Source organism: Vibrio sp. ABG19 (assembly GCF_029962385.1).
GTDB classification, from domain to species: Bacteria; Pseudomonadota; Gammaproteobacteria; order Enterobacterales; family Vibrionaceae; genus Vibrio; species Vibrio ostreae.
The window spans coordinates 1,107,504-1,125,765 of the sequence record NZ_CP071708.1 but is presented as its reverse complement, the minus strand read 5'-3'; the positions used below and the strand labels follow the sequence as shown (position 1 = coordinate 1,125,765).

The 18,262-nt window shown below is 51.2% G+C and carries 21 protein-coding genes; 16 read left to right on the top strand and 5 right to left on the bottom strand.

Going from position 1 to position 18,262, the window contains the following annotated elements:
- Nucleotides 1–15: 15 nt before the first annotated feature.
- On the bottom strand, nucleotides 16–486 hold the full coding sequence (locus J0X00_RS11385) for a Dps family protein (protein ID WP_136487332.1): 471 nt from the start codon (nucleotides 484–486) through the stop codon (nucleotides 16–18).
- 225 nt (nucleotides 487–711) lie between these two features.
- Here J0X00_RS11385 and J0X00_RS11380 point away from each other — a divergent pair, with 225 nt between their 5' ends.
- The 5 genes from J0X00_RS11380 to J0X00_RS11360 all read left to right on the top strand — a co-directional run bounded on the left by J0X00_RS11380 (nucleotide 712) and on the right by J0X00_RS11360 (nucleotide 4,796).
- Nucleotides 712–1,725, top strand: a complete 1,014-nt coding sequence (locus J0X00_RS11380) for an acyltransferase family protein (protein WP_282478068.1) — start codon at nucleotides 712–714, stop codon at nucleotides 1,723–1,725.
- 158 nt (nucleotides 1,726–1,883) lie between these two features.
- Nucleotides 1,884–2,252 carry a DUF4145 domain-containing protein gene (locus tag J0X00_RS11375; RefSeq protein ID WP_136487334.1) on the top strand — a complete coding sequence of 123 codons (369 nt, stop codon included), beginning with the start codon at nucleotides 1,884–1,886 and terminating at the stop codon, nucleotides 2,250–2,252.
- A 1,018-nt stretch (nucleotides 2,253–3,270) separates the two neighbouring features.
- On the top strand, nucleotides 3,271–3,810 hold the full coding sequence (locus J0X00_RS11370; RefSeq protein ID WP_282478289.1) for a lysoplasmalogenase: 540 nt from the start codon (nucleotides 3,271–3,273) through the stop codon (nucleotides 3,808–3,810).
- Between the two features lie 69 nt (nucleotides 3,811–3,879).
- Nucleotides 3,880–4,116 carry a YecH family metal-binding protein gene (locus J0X00_RS11365; protein WP_136487335.1) on the top strand — a complete coding sequence of 79 codons (237 nt, stop codon included), beginning with the start codon at nucleotides 3,880–3,882 and terminating at the stop codon, nucleotides 4,114–4,116.
- Nucleotides 4,117–4,208: 92 nt separating this feature from the next.
- Nucleotides 4,209–4,796, top strand: coding sequence for a YhgN family NAAT transporter (locus tag J0X00_RS11360; protein ID WP_136487336.1), 588 nt, complete (start codon nucleotides 4,209–4,211; stop codon nucleotides 4,794–4,796).
- A 30-nt stretch (nucleotides 4,797–4,826) separates the two neighbouring features.
- Here the strand turns inward: J0X00_RS11360 and J0X00_RS11355 are convergent, their stop codons facing one another.
- Nucleotides 4,827–5,093 (bottom strand): DUF1145 domain-containing protein, encoded by a 267-nt coding sequence (locus J0X00_RS11355; RefSeq protein WP_136487337.1) that lies wholly within the window; start codon nucleotides 5,091–5,093, stop codon nucleotides 4,827–4,829.
- Nucleotides 5,090–5,689 carry a 16S rRNA (guanine(966)-N(2))-methyltransferase RsmD gene (rsmD, locus tag J0X00_RS11350; protein ID WP_282478067.1) on the bottom strand — a complete coding sequence of 200 codons (600 nt, stop codon included), beginning with the start codon at nucleotides 5,687–5,689 and terminating at the stop codon, nucleotides 5,090–5,092. Before rsmD ends, J0X00_RS11355 begins: the two co-directional genes overlap by 4 nt.
- 265 nt (nucleotides 5,690–5,954) lie before the next feature.
- On the opposite strand from rsmD, the gene ftsY reads away from it, so the two are divergent.
- From ftsY to glpG, 6 genes are all read left to right on the top strand, one after another.
- A complete protein-coding gene (ftsY, locus tag J0X00_RS11345; protein ID WP_282478066.1) occupies nucleotides 5,955–7,160 on the top strand; it encodes a signal recognition particle-docking protein FtsY in 1,206 nt (401 codons plus the stop codon).
- 63 nt (nucleotides 7,161–7,223) lie between these two features.
- Entirely contained in the window at nucleotides 7,224–7,898 is a 675-nt protein-coding gene (gene ftsE, locus J0X00_RS11340; protein WP_136487340.1) for a cell division ATP-binding protein FtsE, read from the top strand.
- Nucleotides 7,888–8,871, top strand: coding sequence for a permease-like cell division protein FtsX (ftsX, locus tag J0X00_RS11335; RefSeq protein WP_136487341.1), 984 nt, complete (start codon nucleotides 7,888–7,890; stop codon nucleotides 8,869–8,871). Before ftsE ends, ftsX begins: the two co-directional genes overlap by 11 nt.
- A 168-nt stretch (nucleotides 8,872–9,039) precedes the next feature.
- Nucleotides 9,040–9,897, top strand: a complete 858-nt coding sequence (rpoH, locus tag J0X00_RS11330) for an RNA polymerase sigma factor RpoH (protein ID WP_136487342.1) — start codon at nucleotides 9,040–9,042, stop codon at nucleotides 9,895–9,897.
- Nucleotides 9,898–10,289: 392 nt separating this feature from the next.
- Nucleotides 10,290–10,610, top strand: a complete 321-nt coding sequence (gene glpE, locus J0X00_RS11325; RefSeq protein WP_136487343.1) for a thiosulfate sulfurtransferase GlpE — start codon at nucleotides 10,290–10,292, stop codon at nucleotides 10,608–10,610.
- A 3-nt stretch (nucleotides 10,611–10,613) separates the two neighbouring features.
- Nucleotides 10,614–11,459, top strand: a complete 846-nt coding sequence (gene glpG, locus J0X00_RS11320; protein WP_136487344.1) for a rhomboid family intramembrane serine protease GlpG — start codon at nucleotides 10,614–10,616, stop codon at nucleotides 11,457–11,459.
- A 13-nt stretch (nucleotides 11,460–11,472) separates the two neighbouring features.
- On the opposite strand, the gene J0X00_RS11315 is transcribed toward glpG, so the two are convergent.
- Nucleotides 11,473–11,880: a flagellar basal body-associated protein FliL gene (locus J0X00_RS11315; protein ID WP_282478065.1), complete on the bottom strand. Its 408-nt coding sequence runs from the start codon at nucleotides 11,878–11,880 to the stop codon at nucleotides 11,473–11,475.
- Nucleotides 11,881–12,045: 165 nt separating this feature from the next.
- Here J0X00_RS11315 and J0X00_RS11310 point away from each other — a divergent pair, with 165 nt between their 5' ends.
- Nucleotides 12,046–12,579, top strand: coding sequence for a chorismate lyase (locus J0X00_RS11310; RefSeq protein WP_282478064.1), 534 nt, complete (start codon nucleotides 12,046–12,048; stop codon nucleotides 12,577–12,579).
- Entirely contained in the window at nucleotides 12,580–13,434 is an 855-nt protein-coding gene (gene ubiA / locus J0X00_RS11305) for a 4-hydroxybenzoate octaprenyltransferase (protein WP_136487347.1), read from the top strand.
- A 112-nt stretch (nucleotides 13,435–13,546) separates the two neighbouring features.
- Here the strand turns inward: ubiA and plsB are convergent, their stop codons facing one another.
- On the bottom strand, nucleotides 13,547–15,970 hold the full coding sequence (plsB, locus tag J0X00_RS11300) for a glycerol-3-phosphate 1-O-acyltransferase PlsB (protein ID WP_282478063.1): 2,424 nt from the start codon (nucleotides 15,968–15,970) through the stop codon (nucleotides 13,547–13,549).
- A gap of 217 nt (nucleotides 15,971–16,187) precedes the next feature.
- Between plsB and J0X00_RS11295 the strand changes: the two genes are divergently transcribed.
- From J0X00_RS11295 to J0X00_RS11285, 3 genes are all read left to right on the top strand, one after another.
- Nucleotides 16,188–16,550 (top strand): diacylglycerol kinase, encoded by a 363-nt coding sequence (locus tag J0X00_RS11295; RefSeq protein ID WP_136487349.1) that lies wholly within the window; start codon nucleotides 16,188–16,190, stop codon nucleotides 16,548–16,550.
- A 93-nt stretch (nucleotides 16,551–16,643) separates the two neighbouring features.
- Nucleotides 16,644–17,270, top strand: a complete 627-nt coding sequence (gene lexA / locus J0X00_RS11290) for a transcriptional repressor LexA (RefSeq protein WP_136487350.1) — start codon at nucleotides 16,644–16,646, stop codon at nucleotides 17,268–17,270.
- Nucleotides 17,271–17,349: 79 nt separating this feature from the next.
- Nucleotides 17,350–18,168, top strand: a complete 819-nt coding sequence (locus J0X00_RS11285) for a class I SAM-dependent methyltransferase (protein WP_218562608.1) — start codon at nucleotides 17,350–17,352, stop codon at nucleotides 18,166–18,168.
- Nucleotides 18,169–18,262 lie beyond the last annotated feature (94 nt).

The window sequence follows — 18,262 nt, the reverse complement described above, 5'->3', positions numbered from 1 at the left end:
CGTTATCGGACGTGATTACTGTAGCCAGGCGTTAAGCATCCAGAGTAGTTTTTCCTGCTCGCGGATATAGTCACTCATCAGCGCCGCTGTCCCTTCGTCTTCGTTTTCCGCCGCCAGCGCTAACACATGGCGTTGCTGGCTGATAAGGCTGGAAAAGCCTGCGACCAGACCCGTCATCGTGCTGACACCATCTGTCGCATTAGTGTGTTCGCGAATATCACTCGCGGCCAGGTAGTCGCTGAAACTGTGCATCGGCTGTGAGCCGAGGGTCAGTACCCGTTCTGCCAGTTCATCAATCTTGACCTGCAGGTCGCTGTAAATCTCTTCAAATTTAGCGTGCAGTTCAAAGAACTCTTTACCCTTGATATTCCAGTGATAACCGCGGGTATTCATGTAGAACACCTGGTAGTTGGCCAGCAGGTGATTGAGCGCCTGCGCCAGTTGCTGACTTTGGGTGTTATTCAGGCCAATAAGAGTCGTCGTCATAACGCTTACCTCGTCTGGTTAAATGCATGGGATGTCTGTGACACCGTTGGAAAAAGAGTACCGCTCTGGTGGCGAAAAGAACAACCGGTTGTGTGCATCGTTGCAATAGGTACAGGCTATTGACTGAGTGCTCTTTTCATCACTTAACCGAGAAACAACACCAGGCTTACAATTGGCGGGTCATTCGTTTTATAGTGGTGGCTTAATTTATGAAGAGCATTGCGTATGACCAAACGAGTGATTTTTTTCGATTTATTGCGCTGCGTGGCGGCAGCGGCGGTAATCGCGATTCATGTTCTGGCGCCTTATCGCTTTGAACTGGGTGAGATTCCGTTTTCACAGTGGGCGACGGCAATCAGTGTCAACGGCATGACCCGTTGGGCTGTTCCGGTGTTTATTTTGATCTCCGGTGCTTTGTTGCTGAGTGATGCCCGACCTTTTGAGCTTAGTTATTATGTACGGCGTCGTTTAGGAAAAGTGCTGGTTCCGTTTTTGATCTGGTCGCTGTTCTATGCCTGGTTATCGGGCTGGAGTGCGACCGGTTTTGATGGCAGTACGGCCTGGGAGGTGTTGCAATACAGCCCGCAGCATGAAACCTACTATCATTTGGGCTTCTTCTATTATTTCATCCCGCTGTATCTGCTGATTCCATTGTTACAGTGGCTGGTGAAACGCGTTGATGATGTGGCCATTTATGCGCTGGTCGCGGTGTGGATGTTTACCTCAGTGCTGTTCCTGTATGGTTTCGATGGTGCATGGAGTAATCAGTACTGGTTATACAGTGGCTATCTGCCACTCGGTTACCTGCTGTATAAAAAGCTGCCGATCAATCGCTATGTCGTACTGGGTGCTGTGGTGCTCGGTGTTGCGGCATTGTATATGACGGTGTCGACCGTGATTTCTGAAAGTCTGCATTATCAGGCTTATACGATTTGGCGCTGGTTCTCGTATAAAACCCTCAATACCATACTCGCGGCCAGCATGATCTTTATTCTGTGCCGGGCTTATGCTGACCGGCTCTCCGCCGGAGCACAGCGCGTGGTGGGCTTTATCAGCCAGCACAGCCTGGGGATCTATCTGCTTCATCCGCTGTTTTTGTGGCCAATGAAGGCATTTGGTTGGCATCAGGGGCATCCGGGTTGGGTGATCCCGCTGTGGGTAGTGGTTGCCGGGGCCGCATCTCTAGCACTGAGCTGGTTGTTATCACGCAGTGCTAAGACCCGTTGGTTACTGCCCTGAATGGTGGAATGTGACGACATTTTACGCCTGGCGTCACATTTCCTTATCAGGAATGCAGATGAAGCTGGAAGTGCGGGTAAGCCCGCCTTATCTATAACTTAACGGGATTGTCAGCCGCAGCACGTCCTGCCGCTATCGATGGAGTAAGGGAGTTACTGATGTCCGATGTTGAACAGGTTGTAGTACGTACTCGTAAACTTGAGGAGCTGTTGCGTCAGCAATACCATGCTCATGGTGATGGGTTACATCAGTTGATCAGCAGTTGTGAAGAACGTTTGCCGCACGACGTGATTGTCAAATTACGTTATGTTGCCACGGTGGAGGACAAAGCCGATGGCGAGGCTGGGTTTCAGTTGCAAGATCGCAAAGCATTTCTTGCGGTATGTCGCGAGTGTGAAAAAGAACTGACTCCGCGCAGCGGGCGTTTTATCTGGCGCGTGGCATTGATGCTGATGATGCTGATGACTCTGGCCGCGTTGGTGGTGTATTACATCCACTGGGAGGAGCTGTCACAGCATTTGCGCTGAACGCTTATCCGCTATATTGCTTTTTGCAATCAAACGGCTTGTTTTTACAATGAAAAAAGGACGCTTGCGCGTCCTTTTTTGTTTCTGTTCAGATGATCAGTACATCATCGGCAGTGTCATCAAACCAATGATTACTGCGATCATTACTAATCCCTGTTTTTGAGATGAAGAAATCATAACACTGCTCCTTTCGCCGTTGTCTCATCTTGTGTAATCAGAATAACACTAGTTTGTCGGCTTAATCAATACCATTTGTATAAACATCTTGAAATTACCAATCTTGTTCGCAAATACTGCCCATAAATGGTGAGTTTTATGTGTTGTTTTGGTGCGTTCATCAATTAATCGATGTGGGTGTTGGTTGTGCAAGTTTTTATTTAAATATATGTTTTTATTGGTTTTAATATTTCATTGATATGGGTGTTAATATGACTTTGTCATGTTTTTGCTGGTTAGGGGTGTGGTGCTTGTAAAATTTTAGCTAATTATCATTTTATAAGAATAATATTTTATCTGATGAGAGTTAATCTCATTTGATTCTGGTTTGTCCAGTGATTTTTCGTCATCAAGTTGGTGAACTGATAAAAAAGTTAGTCTGGTTTGGTGTAGCAGCTTTTAATCTTGTTTTTTAATATAAATCATTGTTTTTTTATTTTAATGTTTGTTTATTTTTTCTTTATATCTATGAGTATTTGGCTGTTATTGGTTTTATTTCGAGGTTTAAAACAATGTTTTTATTATCTGGAGGTGGCTGGCTCGGTTTTCTCGCGCTTGTTGAGCGATAACTAGACAGCTCCCCGTGAGTGGTTGAGTAACCCTGCTGACAGCGTGATGTGAATCGCTATCAAGATCGAACTTTTGTGGTTCGCTTCTGGACATCAACTCTGACATGCCTACACTTGGCGGCAGAATGAAAATCAGGTCTGGCATGCAGCGTCAGGAGGCTGGGTGTTAACGGGGGGTTATTCGTATTTCTGCATTGGAAAACAACAAATTAAAGCATGCTTTACTGCTGAGAATGCTAAGTCTGACCTTGCTGTTATTGATTACTCTCGAGCAGTATTCAGGGTTGAATACGCCTCTGGCCTGGGTCGTGACCGGTTTGGCTGCGGCTGTGGCGGCCGATGGTTTGCGTCTGATGGCAGCGAAACCACGAGCCAGCTTTATTGCTTTTCTTCTCGCTCAGCTGTGCTACAGCGCAGCTTTCTGGGTGCAGAATAGCGCAGCAATGGTGTGGTGGCTGCCTGCGTTGCTGATCGCGACAGCGATTGTCGGATTCTTTCTTGTTCTGCCGCAACTGGAGCGACGAATTGTGCCGGTCAGTCTGATGGGGCTGACGTTACTGCAGCTGATCTGGGCGGGCGGACAAATCTGGCTGACTACACATACTTTAGCCTCCCTGGTCGGGGTGTTAGCCAGTCTGACCATGGCGGCTTCTGCCGTGCTACTGGCCATTAATACCTATCGCCGGATGTTGCCCGGCGGCCAGCCTCTGGTTTCGCTGACCTGCCTGCTGTCCCAGGCGCTGATTGTCGTCTCTGTGCTGCTGTTGCCCTGAGCCAAATCAAAGTACTCTCTCGCCGGGCGAGTTAAAGTTAAGGCTTTACTGATGACGATGAGAGACACCATGAGTACAGAGATTCACGCCCATAAAGTGCTGGAGTTAATCAAACAGCAGCCAATGACCGAACCGGAATTGCGTGCCGCGGCGTTACGCGCATTTGGCGCCCAGGCTCAGTTTCGAACCTGTAAACGCAGTGGTTTTGATCTCGACAGCTTACTGTTCTTTTTTCAGCAGCAGCAAAAAGTGTTGGTGACCGATGGAGTGTGGTATTTCAACCCGGCGCGTATTTGTCAGCATTAATCCTGGTTCGGGATTAGATTGACCCCGATATGCATCGAAATCGATAAGCGGCGCTGATATACTGCGCAAAATTTTCGATTGATTGAGGTGTTATGGAAATTCTATCGGCTGCAACCATGCTGTTTTTGATCATGGATCCGCTGGGCAATTTACCCGTTGTTTTGTCTATCCTTAAACACCTCGAACCCAAACGCCGCCGCATTGTATTGATTCGTGAATTGCTGTTTGCGTTGGTGATTCTGATGCTGTTCCTGTTTGCCGGCAAATCCATCCTCACTTTTCTGCATGTCGAACCGGAAACGCTGAGTATTTCCGGTGGCGTGATCCTGTTTATCATTGCGATAAAAATGATTTTTCCCAGCGCGGGCAGTATTACCGGCCTGGCTGCCGGGGAAGAGCCGTTCATTGTTCCTATGGCAATCCCTATGATTGCTGGTCCGTCGGTGATTGCGGCGCTGCTGCTGCTGTCGACTCAGTATCCGCATCAGTTGATGGAGCTGTCTGCCGCGGTGCTGATTGCCTGGTCCGGGACGTTTCTGGTCCTGATGTTCTACGGATTCTTCCACCGGGTATTGGGCGAGCGCGGCCTCAAAGCGGTGGAACGCCTGATGGGGTTACTGCTGGTGATGGTGTCGACTCAGATGTTCCTCAACGGCATCAAAAGCTACATGGAAATGTAAGCATAAAAAAACCGCCTGACGGCGGTTTTTTTACATCATGTGTTTGCGGCGAATATCGAGCAGGGCGAAAATGCCAAACACCAGGATTGACCATTTTTCTCCGCGGCTCATGTTGATCTTGTCGCCGAAGGCTCCGATAAAGATCAGCGCTTGCAGGCCATGCATCATCAGCAGGAAAGCCGTCATGATGTACAGGGCAATGGCAGCTTTGCCCGGAAACGGCATCACGATGTTGATCAGCAGAATCAGCCAGACAAAGCCGATGGCCATTTTGGCCAGCGTCAGTAAGATTTTCATGCATTCGTCCTTTCAAACAGGCGGTAGCAGACCTGGCCGGCGGTTTTTTCCCGGTACAGTTCCCAGTTGGGCGGCAGATCCGCCATCGCTAACTCTTTTTCACACTCAATATAAATCATCGCGTTGTCGGCAAGCCATCCATTTTGCTCCAGTAATGCCACGCTTTCTTGTAACAAACCTTGACGGAACGGCGGATCGATAAACACCACATCATAGGCCCGGCCGCTCTGACGCAAAAAGGCCAGTGAGTCGGTGTGAATCGCTTCAATGTTGGTCGCTTTCAGGCTGGCGATGTTGGTTTTGAGCTGGCTAAACGCCTGGCTATTCATCTCCAGCATGGTGACTTTGTCGGCCTGACGTGAGGCAGATTCAAACCCCAGTCCGCCCGAACCGGCAAACAGGTCGAGACATTTGGCATGAGGGATGTCCTGAGCCAGCCAGTTAAACAGGGTTTCTTTGACCCTGTCTGTGGTCGGGCGCAGGCCTTCGGCGTCATGGACCGGAAGTTTTCTCCCGCGCCACAGACCGCTGATGATTCGCACTTGACCACCTGGGGCCTGTTTTTGTGATGGGTTTTGCTGACGACGTCTTGGCATAGATTTTTTGACCGCGAATTAAGTGTTACTATAGCCAGTCTGTATGCGTTTTTACTGGCATCACAGAGGATTGGCTCTCAGAATCAGGGCAAAGTGTAGCAAGCAAGCGTAAAAGTTTTCACTGCTTTGTCACTTTTCTTTGCCGAAAAGAGCAAATTAGTAGTCTCAGCTCAGTATACCCAAGTGACCTTGCCTGGCCTGGCGCACAGGTGGTGCGTGAGATGACTTAGGTATGATTTGTTAAATAAATCCAGGATAACCCCAGATGACGGAAAAGAAGAAGCGTGGCTTACTGTCATGGCTTGGCTTTGGTGATGAAGAACCAGGGCAGAAACCAGCAACCGAAAACGAACTTGAGCAGCAACCCGATGTAGAGCCATCCCAGCCGGAGGTTGAAGAGCCGCCGCAAGAGCCACAGGCTACGCGAGCAGAAGCAGAAGCAGAAGCAGAAGAAACATCTGAGCTGCCGGCTGAGCAAGAGATTGAACCTGAGATTGAGCCTGAACCTGAGATTGTACAACCGGCTGTGGTTGAACAAGAAAAGCCGACCGAAAGCTTTTTCGCCCGCCTGAAACGCAGTCTGAGCCGCACCAAAGCCAACATAGGTGCAGGTTTCTTCGGCCTGTTTAAAGGCAAGAAGATTGACGACGATCTGTTTGAAGAGCTGGAAGAGCAACTGCTGGTGGCCGATGTCGGTATGGACACCACCTTGAAGATCATCCAGAACCTGACCGAGAAATCGACCCGTCAGCAGCTGCGTGATGGTGAAGCCCTGTACGGACTGCTGAAAGAAGAGATGGGTGAAATCCTGTCTCAGGTTGAGCAGCCGCTGCAAGTCGACAGTTCAAAAACGCCGTACGTGATCCTGATGGTCGGTGTAAATGGCGTGGGTAAAACCACCACCATTGGTAAGCTGGCCAAACAGTTTCAGTCAGAAGGCAAGAAAGTCATGCTGGCTGCCGGCGATACTTTCCGCGCTGCTGCGGTTGAGCAGCTGCAGGTCTGGGGTCAGCGTAACAATGTGCCGGTGATTGCGCAGCATACGGGTGCCGACAGTGCGTCGGTTATCTACGATGCGATTGAAGCGGCCAAAGCGCGCGGTGTTGATGTGGTGATTGCTGATACGGCCGGGCGTCTGCAGAACAAAGCCAATCTGATGGAAGAGCTGCGTAAGATTGTCCGCGTGATGAAGAAGATTGATGAGTCGGCACCGCATGAAATCATGCTGACGCTGGATGCTGGTACCGGCCAGAACGCGATCAGCCAGGCCAAACTGTTCAGTGACGTGGCACCATTGACCGGGATTACTCTGACCAAACTGGATGGCACAGCGAAAGGTGGTGTGATCTTTGCGCTTGCGGATCAGTTCCAGATCCCGATCCGCTACATTGGTGTGGGCGAGGGCATCGACGATTTACGTCCGTTTGCCAGCCAGGAATTTATTGACGCGCTGTTCAGCCGCGAAGAGTAAACCGAATGGAGCGCAGCGCCCGTGTTACTGGCACTGCGCTCTGTATTCACAGGGGAAGGATGCGTGATTAAGTTTCAACAAGTAAGTAAAGCCTACCGTGGCGGACGTCAGGCGCTGCAGAAAGTCGATTTTCATTTGCGCCGGGGCGAAATGGCCTTTCTCGGTGGACATTCCGGAGCGGGGAAAAGCACGCTGCTCAAGCTGATTTGTGCGATTGAGCGGCCGAATGACGGCAAAATCAGTTTCAACGGGCACGATATTACCCGTATTCCCAGCAAAGACATTCCTTTCCTGCGCCGCAATATCGGTATTGTGTTTCAGGAGCATCGTTTGCTGATGGATCGCAGTGTCTATGAAAACGTGGCGCTGCCGATGCGGATAGAATCGATCGCGGAAAGTGAGATTAAACGCCGGGTTAATGCGGCGCTGGATAAAACCGGCCTGCTGGATAAAGCTCGCAGCCTGCCGACTCAGCTGTCCGGTGGTGAACAGCAGCGGGTGGGCATTGCCCGAGCGGTGGTTAACCGTCCGACCTTACTGCTGGCTGATGAGCCAACCGGTAACCTGGATCCGGAGCTATCCAACCGTATCCTGCGTCTGTTCGAAGAATTCAACCGCGCCGGAGTGACAATTCTGCTGGCGACGCACGATATTAATCTGGTCAATTCCCGGCCTCAGTATCGTCATCTGGAGCTTAACCAGGGCTTTTTGAGCGAGGTAGAAGATTATGGCCATTAAGCCAAAGGGTAACACTGCTAATGCGCGCAAGCCTGCGGTCGGACGGGATAAGAAACGCGCCAAAACCGATAGCTTTTTTACGGTACATCGTAAACAGGCCAAAGCCTCGTTTTCGGCGTTATGGCAGCGTCCGCTCGGTAATCTGCTTACCCTGGCAGTGATCTCAATGGCATTAGCGCTGCCGGCCAGCCTCTATTTACTCAGCAAGAACATCGCGTCGGTGGCGGATAACGTTGCCAGCCCGTCACAAATCAGTATCTATTTACGTGAGAGCACGCCGGAAGCGCGCATCATGGTGCTCAAAGATCAGGTGGAAAGCCGTACTGATGTGGCCAAGGTTGATTATATCTCTTCACAGCAAGGGCTGGATGAGCTCAGCCAGTATGCCGGATTCGATCAGGCGATCAGCCTGCTGGATGAATATGCGCTGCCTGGTGTGCTGGTGATTACCCCGGCGGTAGAAGACAAAGCGCGCATTACGGCGATTGCCCGTTCACTGCATGGTGAAGAAGACGTGACCGATGTTCGTCTGGATGAAGACTGGCTGACCCGTCTGGATGCGATTCGTAACCTGACCACTATCGTTGTGGTTTGCTTGTCGCTGCTGATGCTGGCTTCGGTATTTCTGATCGTCGGTAACACGCTGCGCTTCAATGTCCAGGCCAATAAAGACGAAATCCAGACCATGAAGCTGATCGGCGCGACCGACAGCTATATCCTGCGTCCTTATCTGTATTCCGGGATGTGGTTCGGTTTTCTCGGAGCGATGACCGCCTGGCTGATGACGGCACTGATCACTATTTTACTCAATGGTGCGGTGGAAGAGTTAGCCCGTCTGTATGACAGTCGTTTTCGTCTGATTGGCCTGAGCTGGGATGAATCTTTGCTGCTGCTGATGCTGGGTACACTGCTCGGTTGTGTGGCTGCGCGGGTATCTGCGCGTCGCCATTTACGCGAGATTGAACCAGTTTAATTGCCGGTGGTCATATTACTGCAAAGTTGTTTTGTCACCCTGGGGGAGTCACTTGTCACTCTCGGCAGTTTGTGCATAATGACCAATCGACCCTTGATCCTTGTTCATTTTGAGTTCAATATTGACGGGTTAAACTGTATTCCAGATCAGAGATTGATGAGGATTTGAATGACTAACCAAGCGTATCCAATGGCTCTCGTTTCACAGGACAGCTTAGACAGCTACATTCGTTCCGTAAACAGCTATCCAATGCTGACGGCTGACGAAGAGCGTGAAATGGCTGAGCGTTTACACTACTCCGGTGAGATCGAAGCGGCGAAAGGGCTGATCCTGTCGCATCTTCGCTTTGTTGTTCATGTTGCTCGCGGCTACTCCGGTTATGGTCTGCCAATGGCAGACCTGGTACAGGAAGGTAATATCGGCCTGATGAAAGCGGTTAAACGCTTTAACCCGGAAATGGGCGTCAGACTGGTCTCCTTTGCGGTGCACTGGATTAAAGCGGAAATTCACGAATACGTCCTGCGTAACTGGCGTATCGTCAAAATTGCCACCACCAAAGCGCAGCGTAAGTTGTTCTTCAATTTACGTAAGTCGAAAAAACGCCTTGGCTGGTTTAATAACGGCGAAGTCGAAACAGTAGCTAAAGAGCTGGGTGTCGATCCGGCTGAAGTGCGTGAGATGGAATCCCGTCTGGCGGCACAAGATGCCACGTTTGAAATGTCCGCTGATGATGATGACAATCCGAATGCTTACACTGCGCCGGTGTTGTATCTTGAGGACAAGCAGTCGGATCTGGCTGACAATGTCGAAGCGCAGAACTGGGAAGCCCACACCACGCAACGCCTGACACAGGCGATGTCGACCCTTGATGAGCGCAGCCAGCACATTGTGCGCTCGCGCTGGCTGGACGATCAGAAAGCCACGCTGCAGGAGCTGGCAGAAATGTATAACGTTTCTGCCGAACGTATCCGCCAGCTGGAAAAGAATGCGATGAAAAAGCTTAAAGACGCCGTGGGTGAGTTCTAAACCTCACGACGACCTGACAGTCAAAACCGAGATCTCCGGATCTCGGTTTTTTTATGCCTGATCGAAAAGTAAGATCGCCTTGGTTTACTTACCTTGTGGATAACTCTGTGACAAAATTATTTACTGACTGTCATCAAGCAGGGTAAATCAAGGCCTGAACGCTGTTTTATATTTGGGGATATGTTTATCTTTACACACAGAAAAATAAGGATCATCACAAGATGTTGTGGATCGAACTTTCTCAAACCACTTTATCAACGCAATCCACAGAATTATCCACAAATGACGAATATTTGATCACTGGTGGATAACCTTACTGGTGTCGTGTACTTGTTGAGCACTGGATAGGTTACAATGTGTGCCGGTAAATAATGCTCAACAGAGAACTTAACATGGACCAATTTCAGCACATCGACGTTGCTGGCGCCCAGGCGCTGATCGAACAACATAATGCCAAGCTTCTGGACATTCGTGATCCCCAGTCATTTGCCGTCGCGCATGCCAAAGATGCCTATCACCTGACCAACGACACTATCGTTGCCTTTATGGATCAGACCGAGTTTGATGAACCTGTCTTAGTGATGTGCTATCACGGCATCAGCAGTCAGGGCGCGGCTCAATACCTGGTTAACCAGGGATTCGAACAGGTGTATAGTGTAGACGGCGGTTTTGAGGCCTGGCACCGGGCTAACCTTCCTATCGAAGCGAGCTGATTTATGATTAAACTGATCTCCCTGAACAATCCGCGCATGGCGCAGGCTTTTATTGATTACATGGCATCGCGCCACATTGATATTCAGATGATGCCAGAGGAGGGAGGCCAGTTTGCGCTGTGGCTGACAGATGAACAGCACCTGATAGAGGCGGAAGCAGAACTGCAACATTTCCTGCACAACCCCAATCACAGTAAATATCAGGCGGCATCCTGGGCGCTGGCCGAATCACGCCAGTCCCGCTTTGTTTATCGCTCGCCTAGCATGCTCACCATGCTGCGTTCTAAAGCCGGTCCGGTTACTTTAGGTACCATGCTGTTGTGTGCTGCGATTTTCGCGCTGTCACTGCTGGGAATGGGAAATCAGATCTTTGCGGCACTGCACTTTCCTGCTCACGGCGGACAGCAGTGGCAGCTCTGGCGCTGGTTCAGTCATGCATTGCTGCATTTCTCGGTGCTGCACATTGCCTTTAACCTGCTGTGGTGGTGGCAACTGGGTGGTGACATTGAAAAGCGGCTCGGCAGTGGCAAGCTAGTGCAGATATTTCTGCTGTCGGCGGCCCTGTCCGGAGCCGGGCAATACTGGGTAGAGGGGGCGAACTTCGGTGGTTTGTCCGGAGTGGTGTACGCATTGGTCGGCTATCTTTGGATGCTGAGCGTACGGGCGCCGCATCTCGGACTGACGATGCCCAAAGCGCTGATCGGCTTTATGCTGGTCTGGCTGGTGCTGGGCTTCGTACAGCCTTTTATGGCTATCGCTAATTCTGCCCATCTGGCAGGCCTGGTTACCGGCGTCATTCTTGGTTTACATGATGCCGGACGTTTGCAATCTAAAGGTGCGGATGCCTGAGCCGCCGCCCGGATTACTGATAAATATACTTAGTGAACAGCAGATCAGCGATCAGCTTGCGACCGGTTTCCGGTAGCAGCACACTGTTGAGGTCGTCGACCAGGGTTTTACGCAGATCTTCGCGTCCCGCCAGAGATTTAATCGTGTCTTCACTCTGTTTACCCAGCAGCTCGACGACCGCGTCGCGGATCAGCGGCTGATGGCGTTCAACCAGCGGCAGGTCGGCACTGTTGGCCACCATAATATCGATGCGTACCTGGATATAGCCGAGCTTTTTACCCTGAGTAAAAAAGTTGGTGGTCAGATCCGGCTCAAGCGTGAAGTAAGCCAGTTTGGGCGTCTCTTCATCACTGGCATAAACTGCACCAGGTAAGACAAGGCTGGCGGCCAGTATGGCGTGGACTAGGTAACGTTTAAGCATATTTGTGCCTGTTCTTTCTTCTGTTCCTGATACTCGAAGCGCCAGACTCTTGTTACAATAGCGCATCATTAGACAACAAATGCTGCATAGGGTCGGACTGGTTTGGGAATGAGCTTGCATTCGATCTCTATTGTATGACGAATAAGCGTCATATTGAATACTAGTATGAATCAAACAACTGCGTTTTATCTGGCCGCATTGCGCCAGGTCAGCTGGCAACAGCCTGAACAATTTATTTATCCTGACGAGAATGCCAAAACCTGGTTACTTGAGCTGGGCTCGTTGTCACATCTGATGGCAGCACACTGTGAGCATTTCAGTGTCAAATTACTCCACAACCAGTTTACTGCTGCCGCTGAGTTGCATGCCGATGAGATGCAGCTCTTGAGTGAAGAGCAGTGTCTGCTGCGTCAGGTGGTATTACAGGGCGATGCGGTGCCATGGGCTCTGGGCAGTACGTTAATTCCACTTTCCTCCATGCAGCAACGTGACTGGCAGCAGCAGGGCGATACCCCGCTCGGCGAGACGATATTCAGTTGTGAAACTGTGAAACGTGATGCTTTGCAGGTCGGATGGGCCGAGACATCCCATGGTAAATTACTCGCGCGCCGCTCCCGTTTATGGATGCAGCATAAACCCATGTTAGTGGCAGAACTGTTTTTGCCCGATTCACCGATTTACTCCAAGGAGAGAGTGTAAATGAATGCAGAAAAAGCCCGCGCATTGTGGCAGTTAATGCGTATGGATCGTCCGATTGGCTCATTGCTGCTGATGTGGCCGACTATTTGGGCACTGATTCTGGCCGCACGCGGTATGCCGGATTGGAACGTATTGCTGGTGTTTGTTATCGGAGTATTTGCGATGCGCTCGGCCGGCTGTGTGATCAATGATTTTGCTGACCGTAAGGTAGACGGACACGTTAAACGTACCGCCTCGCGTCCGTTGCCATCCGGCAAAGTGACCGCCCGGGAGGCGATGATCCTGTTCATTTCCCTGTCTGTACTCTCGTTTCTGCTGGTTCTGACCATGAATCCGCTGACGATTAAGCTCTCGTTTGCCGGGCTGGTGCTGGCTTTCATCTATCCGTTTATGAAGCGTTATACCCATTTACCGCAGTTCTTTTTGGGGCTGGCTTTCAGTTGGTCGATTCCGATGGCCTGGGCCGCGCAGGCGAATGAACTGCCACCTGTGGTGTGGTTTGTGTTTGTTATTAATCTGCTGTGGACGGTGGCTTATGATACTCAGTACGCCATGGTGGATCGCGATGATGATCTGCTGATCGGAATTAAGTCGACCGCTATTCTGTTTGGTCGTTTTGACAAGCTGATCATCGGGGTATTGCAACTGCTGACCGTCGCTATGCTGATTGCGTTGGGGATCAGTGAGCAACTGGGTGGCAGTTACTACTGGGGCGTTTTGATTGCCAGTGGGCTGTTTGCTTACCAGCAGCGTTTGATTCGCCACCGTGAGCGGATGCCGTGCTTTCAGGCGTTCCTCAACAACAACTATGTCGGCATGGCGATAGCGGTCGCGATCTTTATTTCACTGATGTAACCCGATAAAAAAGGCATCCATGCGGATGCCTTTTTTATACCCTGTTCCCGTCCCCTCTGTCCTGTATGGGAACAGGGGGCGGGAAGGGGTGAATAGGACGGCTGCTGCGTCGTTACTCTGCCTGACAGATACTTTCCGAAATAGTTAAGCGTACTTCAGAGTGCAGCATCGCATTGACCATACGTGACAGATGACGAATCTGCTCCTGATTGTTGTTACCCTCGGCATCGACATAGCCTTGTTGCTTGAGGGTGACAAACAGCGCGGCAAACACACCTTTGTCGAAAAATTCCGGCGCATTGATCCCGTGCAGACGGCCCAGACGCTGTGCGATCTCCTGACTCTTGGCCTCCAGATCAGCTTTGGCCAGATGCGGGCATGCGACCAGCAGGTTGAGCGCAATCGCATAGCGCTGCAGGGTTTCCGAGATGGTGCGTCCCAGCAGCATCAGTACCTGAGTGTTAGCCTGATTAATGGTTGCAACCCCATCTTCTACCGTCAGTAACTGCTGGCTTTCCAGCTCGGCCAGATACTGATCCACCCTTTCATCCAGCTGATCAGGGGCAATACTCAGGAACAGCTCCTGTTGCAAAAACGGATACACCTTGGCGACACAGGTCTTGATCTGGCTGACCGGCATCTGCTGCTGGCGAATCAGCATCTGCGCAATCAGCGACGGCAATGCCAGCAGATGAATGATGTTATTGCGGTAGTAGGTCATTAAAATCGACTGGTTACGATCCAGGGAAACAATGTCGCCCATGGTATCGCTTTCGACCACAAACTTATCCAGTGACTCAGCATGCTCGACCAGACTCTGGGCACTTTCATCCGGAATGGTGAAGGTGGCCGAGTAGGGCACATTGCGCAGCAGAGACAGGTAGCAGTCAATCTGTTTGATCAGCTTATCACGCGCCAGCGCGCGCTGACGTGAGGCCAGCAGTGCCGTCGCGCACAGGGTCATGGCATTGGCCGCCGCGGCATCGTTGATATGGGTCATCATCTTAGTGGCCAGCGTATTGACCACCGGATTCATCCATTGCGGCTTGCTGCTGCCCATGGGGTCGATGTCCTGGGTCCACTGCGGTACCTGTTCATTAAGAAAGGCATTCAGCGGAATCGGTTCACCGAAGTTAACGTAACCCTGGCCGAAATTGCGCAGTTTGCGGATGGTACGCAGCACCAGGCTGGCATTCTCTTTCTCTTTGCGTTTGCCGCGCAGCTCTTTGGCGTAAGTGCCTACTTCCATCACATGTTCGTAGCCGATGTAGACCGGAACCAGAGTGACCGGACGATTGAGACCGCGCAGCATGGCCTGAATGGTCATCGCCAGCATGCCGGTTTTAGCCTGCAGCAGGCGACCGGTACGCGAGCGTCCGCCTTCGCTGAAGTACTCGACCGAGTAGCCTTTACTGAACAGCTCGGCCAGATACTCGCGGAAAATGGTCGAATAGAGCTTATTGCCTTTAAAGCTGCGGCGGATAAAGAACGCACCGCCACGGCGGAAAATTGGCCCAGCCGGGAAGAAATTGAGGTTGATACCGGCGGCAATGTGCGGCGGAACCAGACCTTCATGATAGAGCACGTACGACAGCAGCAAATAATCCATATGGCTGCGATGACAAGGGACATAGACAATTTCGTGCCCGTCCTGTGCCAGGCGGCGCACGGTCGCGGCGTTGTTGATATTCAGCCCCTGATAGATGCGATTCCACAGCCAGCCCAGCAGACGATCGCCTTTTTTCACCAGTGAGTAGGAGAAATCCGCGGCAATTTCATCCAGAATCGCGTGGGCTTCTTTACGCGCTTTTTCCAGCGAAATATTTTTCGCCGCCGCTTCATCATGGATCGCTTTTTCGATCGCCGGTGAATCCATCAGGCGCTCAAACAGCCGCTGACGTTGTGGCAGGTTAGGGCCTGAGGCCGCCAGTTTCTGGCGTGAGAAGTGAATGCGGGCAACCCGGGCCAGCTTGTGAGCAATCGACGCGTCGGTGCCGTGTTCGTCTGCCATATAGCGCAGTGAGACGACCGGGCTGAAGCGCAGCAGGCAGTCGCGGCCTGAGCTGAGTACGGCTTTGGCTTTCTGGGCACCATTCAGAGCCAGCAGATAAGGGCGTTCACGACCTTCCTGACCGGGTTTCCGCCCCCACAATACACTGGCCGGAATGACCTGAACATCCAGTTGCTGATCGCTGTGGTGCAACTTAAGCAGTTCCGAGAAGGTATCAATCGAGTCGCTCGGCACGTGGTTATCATCCTGCAGCAGCGCCGGACGTGATGAGATGAACACGTAGCGGTTCAGGGTCTGGCCGTTGATCTCCAGCGGCTGCAGCGGATCGGGTAAACCGGCTTTCAGTGCGAGGGTCTGCAGAGTCAGCAAATCGACATTGGAGCGAAATGGTAGTGCGTAGACAATCGGCTTGTTAATATCTATATCCAGATCCTCAATCGGATTGGATGGAATGGCGGTTCCTTTAACCAGCATCGAGAGCGGCAGTTTTAACAGGGAACGCGATAACGAGTGTCCAGAAGACATAAGGTTCAGAGCCTCAAATATGGATACATGACCAGAGTATCAAGCTGTACTTTGCGCTGTGATTCATTGAAATGAAACAAGATGCGCAGACAGTAAAATACGTTGCAGTCGGTGTCTTTTTTGAGCTGCAAGAATACCAGAAACTGGTCAAACCTTTTAATATAATTGGGCTTATTTACGTCATTTCTGAGTGAAATGTTGGGAACAGGAACATAAAGTGCAAAAAAAGAATCCGCAGGGATTAAAACGTATCCTCAAGGCCAGTCGCTATTCATACCAGGGAATTGGGGCCGCGTTTAAAAATGAAGCGGCCTTTCGTGAAGAGATTATTCTGGCGTGTGTCTTGATTCCGCTTGCGGTGTGGCTCGATGTCAGCCAACTGGAACGGGTACTGATGATCGCCACAGTGTTATTGGTCATGGTGGTTGAGTTGCTCAACAGTGCGATTGAAGCTGTGGTGGACCGCATCGGCCCCGAACACCATGAACTGGCGGGACGCGCCAAAGACATGGGATCGGCCGCGGTATTTATCACCATGCTGCTCTGTGGCTATGTCTGGATAGAGGCCCTGTTTATCTGAACAGCGCTTTATCTAAAAAACAAGCAATTGGCTTTCCATTTCACCAATTACTGGATATACTCACAGTCAACTGTATAAAAAGACAGGTGACTTATGAAGCCGTTAACGCCACGCCAACAAGAAGTGTTTGATCTGATTAAAAGTAAGATCGAAGAAACCGGAATGCCACCTACTCGGGCGGAAATCGCTCGTGAACTGGGTTTTCGCTCAGCCAATGCAGCCGAAGAACACCTCAAAGCACTGGCACGCAAGCAAGTGATTGAGATCGTTCCGGGTGCCTCACGCGGCATTCGTATTCTGCTTGGAGCGGCCAACGATGAAGCCGATGAAATCGGATTACCGCTGATTGGCCGTGTTGCCGCGGGTGAACCGATTCTGGCTCAGGAGCATGTAGAGACTCATTATCAGGTCGATCCTGGCATGTTTCGTCCGCAGGCTGACTTTCTGCTGCGGGTGCAAGGCGAAAGCATGAAGAACATCGGTATTATGGATGGTGATCTGCTGGCAGTGCATAAAACTCAGGACGTGCGTAATGGTCAGGTCGTGGTGGCGCGGGTCGAAGAGGATGTAACGGTAAAACGTCTTGAGCGTAACGGCGCGAAAGTGCTACTGCACGCAGAAAACGAAGCGTTTGCCCCAATCGAAGTCGACCTCACCTGTCAGGAAATGACTATCGAAGGTATCGCAGTCGGTATTATCCGCAATACTGACTGGATGTGAGGTTAGTTGAGATTTATTCTCAATAACTTGCCAATCTAATTGATATTCATTATCATCTTTCTTGTGTCACACAAGGAAGATGATAATGCGCCCGAATCAATCCCCTGCAACACGACGCTACCCGATACCGGCTAACCTGATGCAACCGCTGTGGTTACGTAGCCGTGAGAGCCTGGTCGATAATGGTCTGGTTTATGACCCGATTGCCGCGTCCGCCTGTCAGCGCTGTCAGCTGGCGCCGGAATGTTTATCCGGCGATATCGATCAAAAACAGTTACTGCATGCCACGCTGACCCAATTGTGCGATCAGCAGGTACGAGCTTTCCTGCAATCTCATCCTGATGGCTGGATTGTCAATGTCGGTGCCGGCCTGGACACCCGTTTTTACCGGGTGGATAACGGGCGCTGCCACTGGATTGAACTCGATGTGACGGAGAATCTGCTCTGGCGACAAAAACTGTTTCACCGTAGCGAGCGCTACCAGCATGACTGCGGCAGTGTCAGCGATCTCTCCTGGCTCGATTGTCTGCCAGTCCCCGAATATGCCCCGATTCTGATAGTGTGTGAACATGCGTTGCTGGATTGTCAGGCCGATCAGGTTGCGCGTTTTATCCGCGCCCTGGGGCTTAACTTTGTTAATGCCAGTGCTTGTTTGGTGCTGGCCGGCGATAAAGCCGCCAGCCGGTTGGGGCAGAGCATGGGATCCGGCCAATATCAGCATGGTTTCAGCGATGCCGCCCATGCGGTACTTAACTGTTTACCCTGGGCACGCAGCGTGCGGTTGTATTCCCCCCTGGATCAGCACTGCGGGCGCTGGAAGTTCTGGCAGCGGGTGGTGAGTAAGCTGGGCGGTTATAAGCACAGATTTACTCCGATTGTCACTTCGCTCCGCTGGTAATTGATTTCGTTAAGCGCGGGTAACTGGCCTGGCTGAGCGCGCAATCGGGCGGTTGGCGTAGCCGCTGCCGGTTAACTCAGATACACTTTGCGTT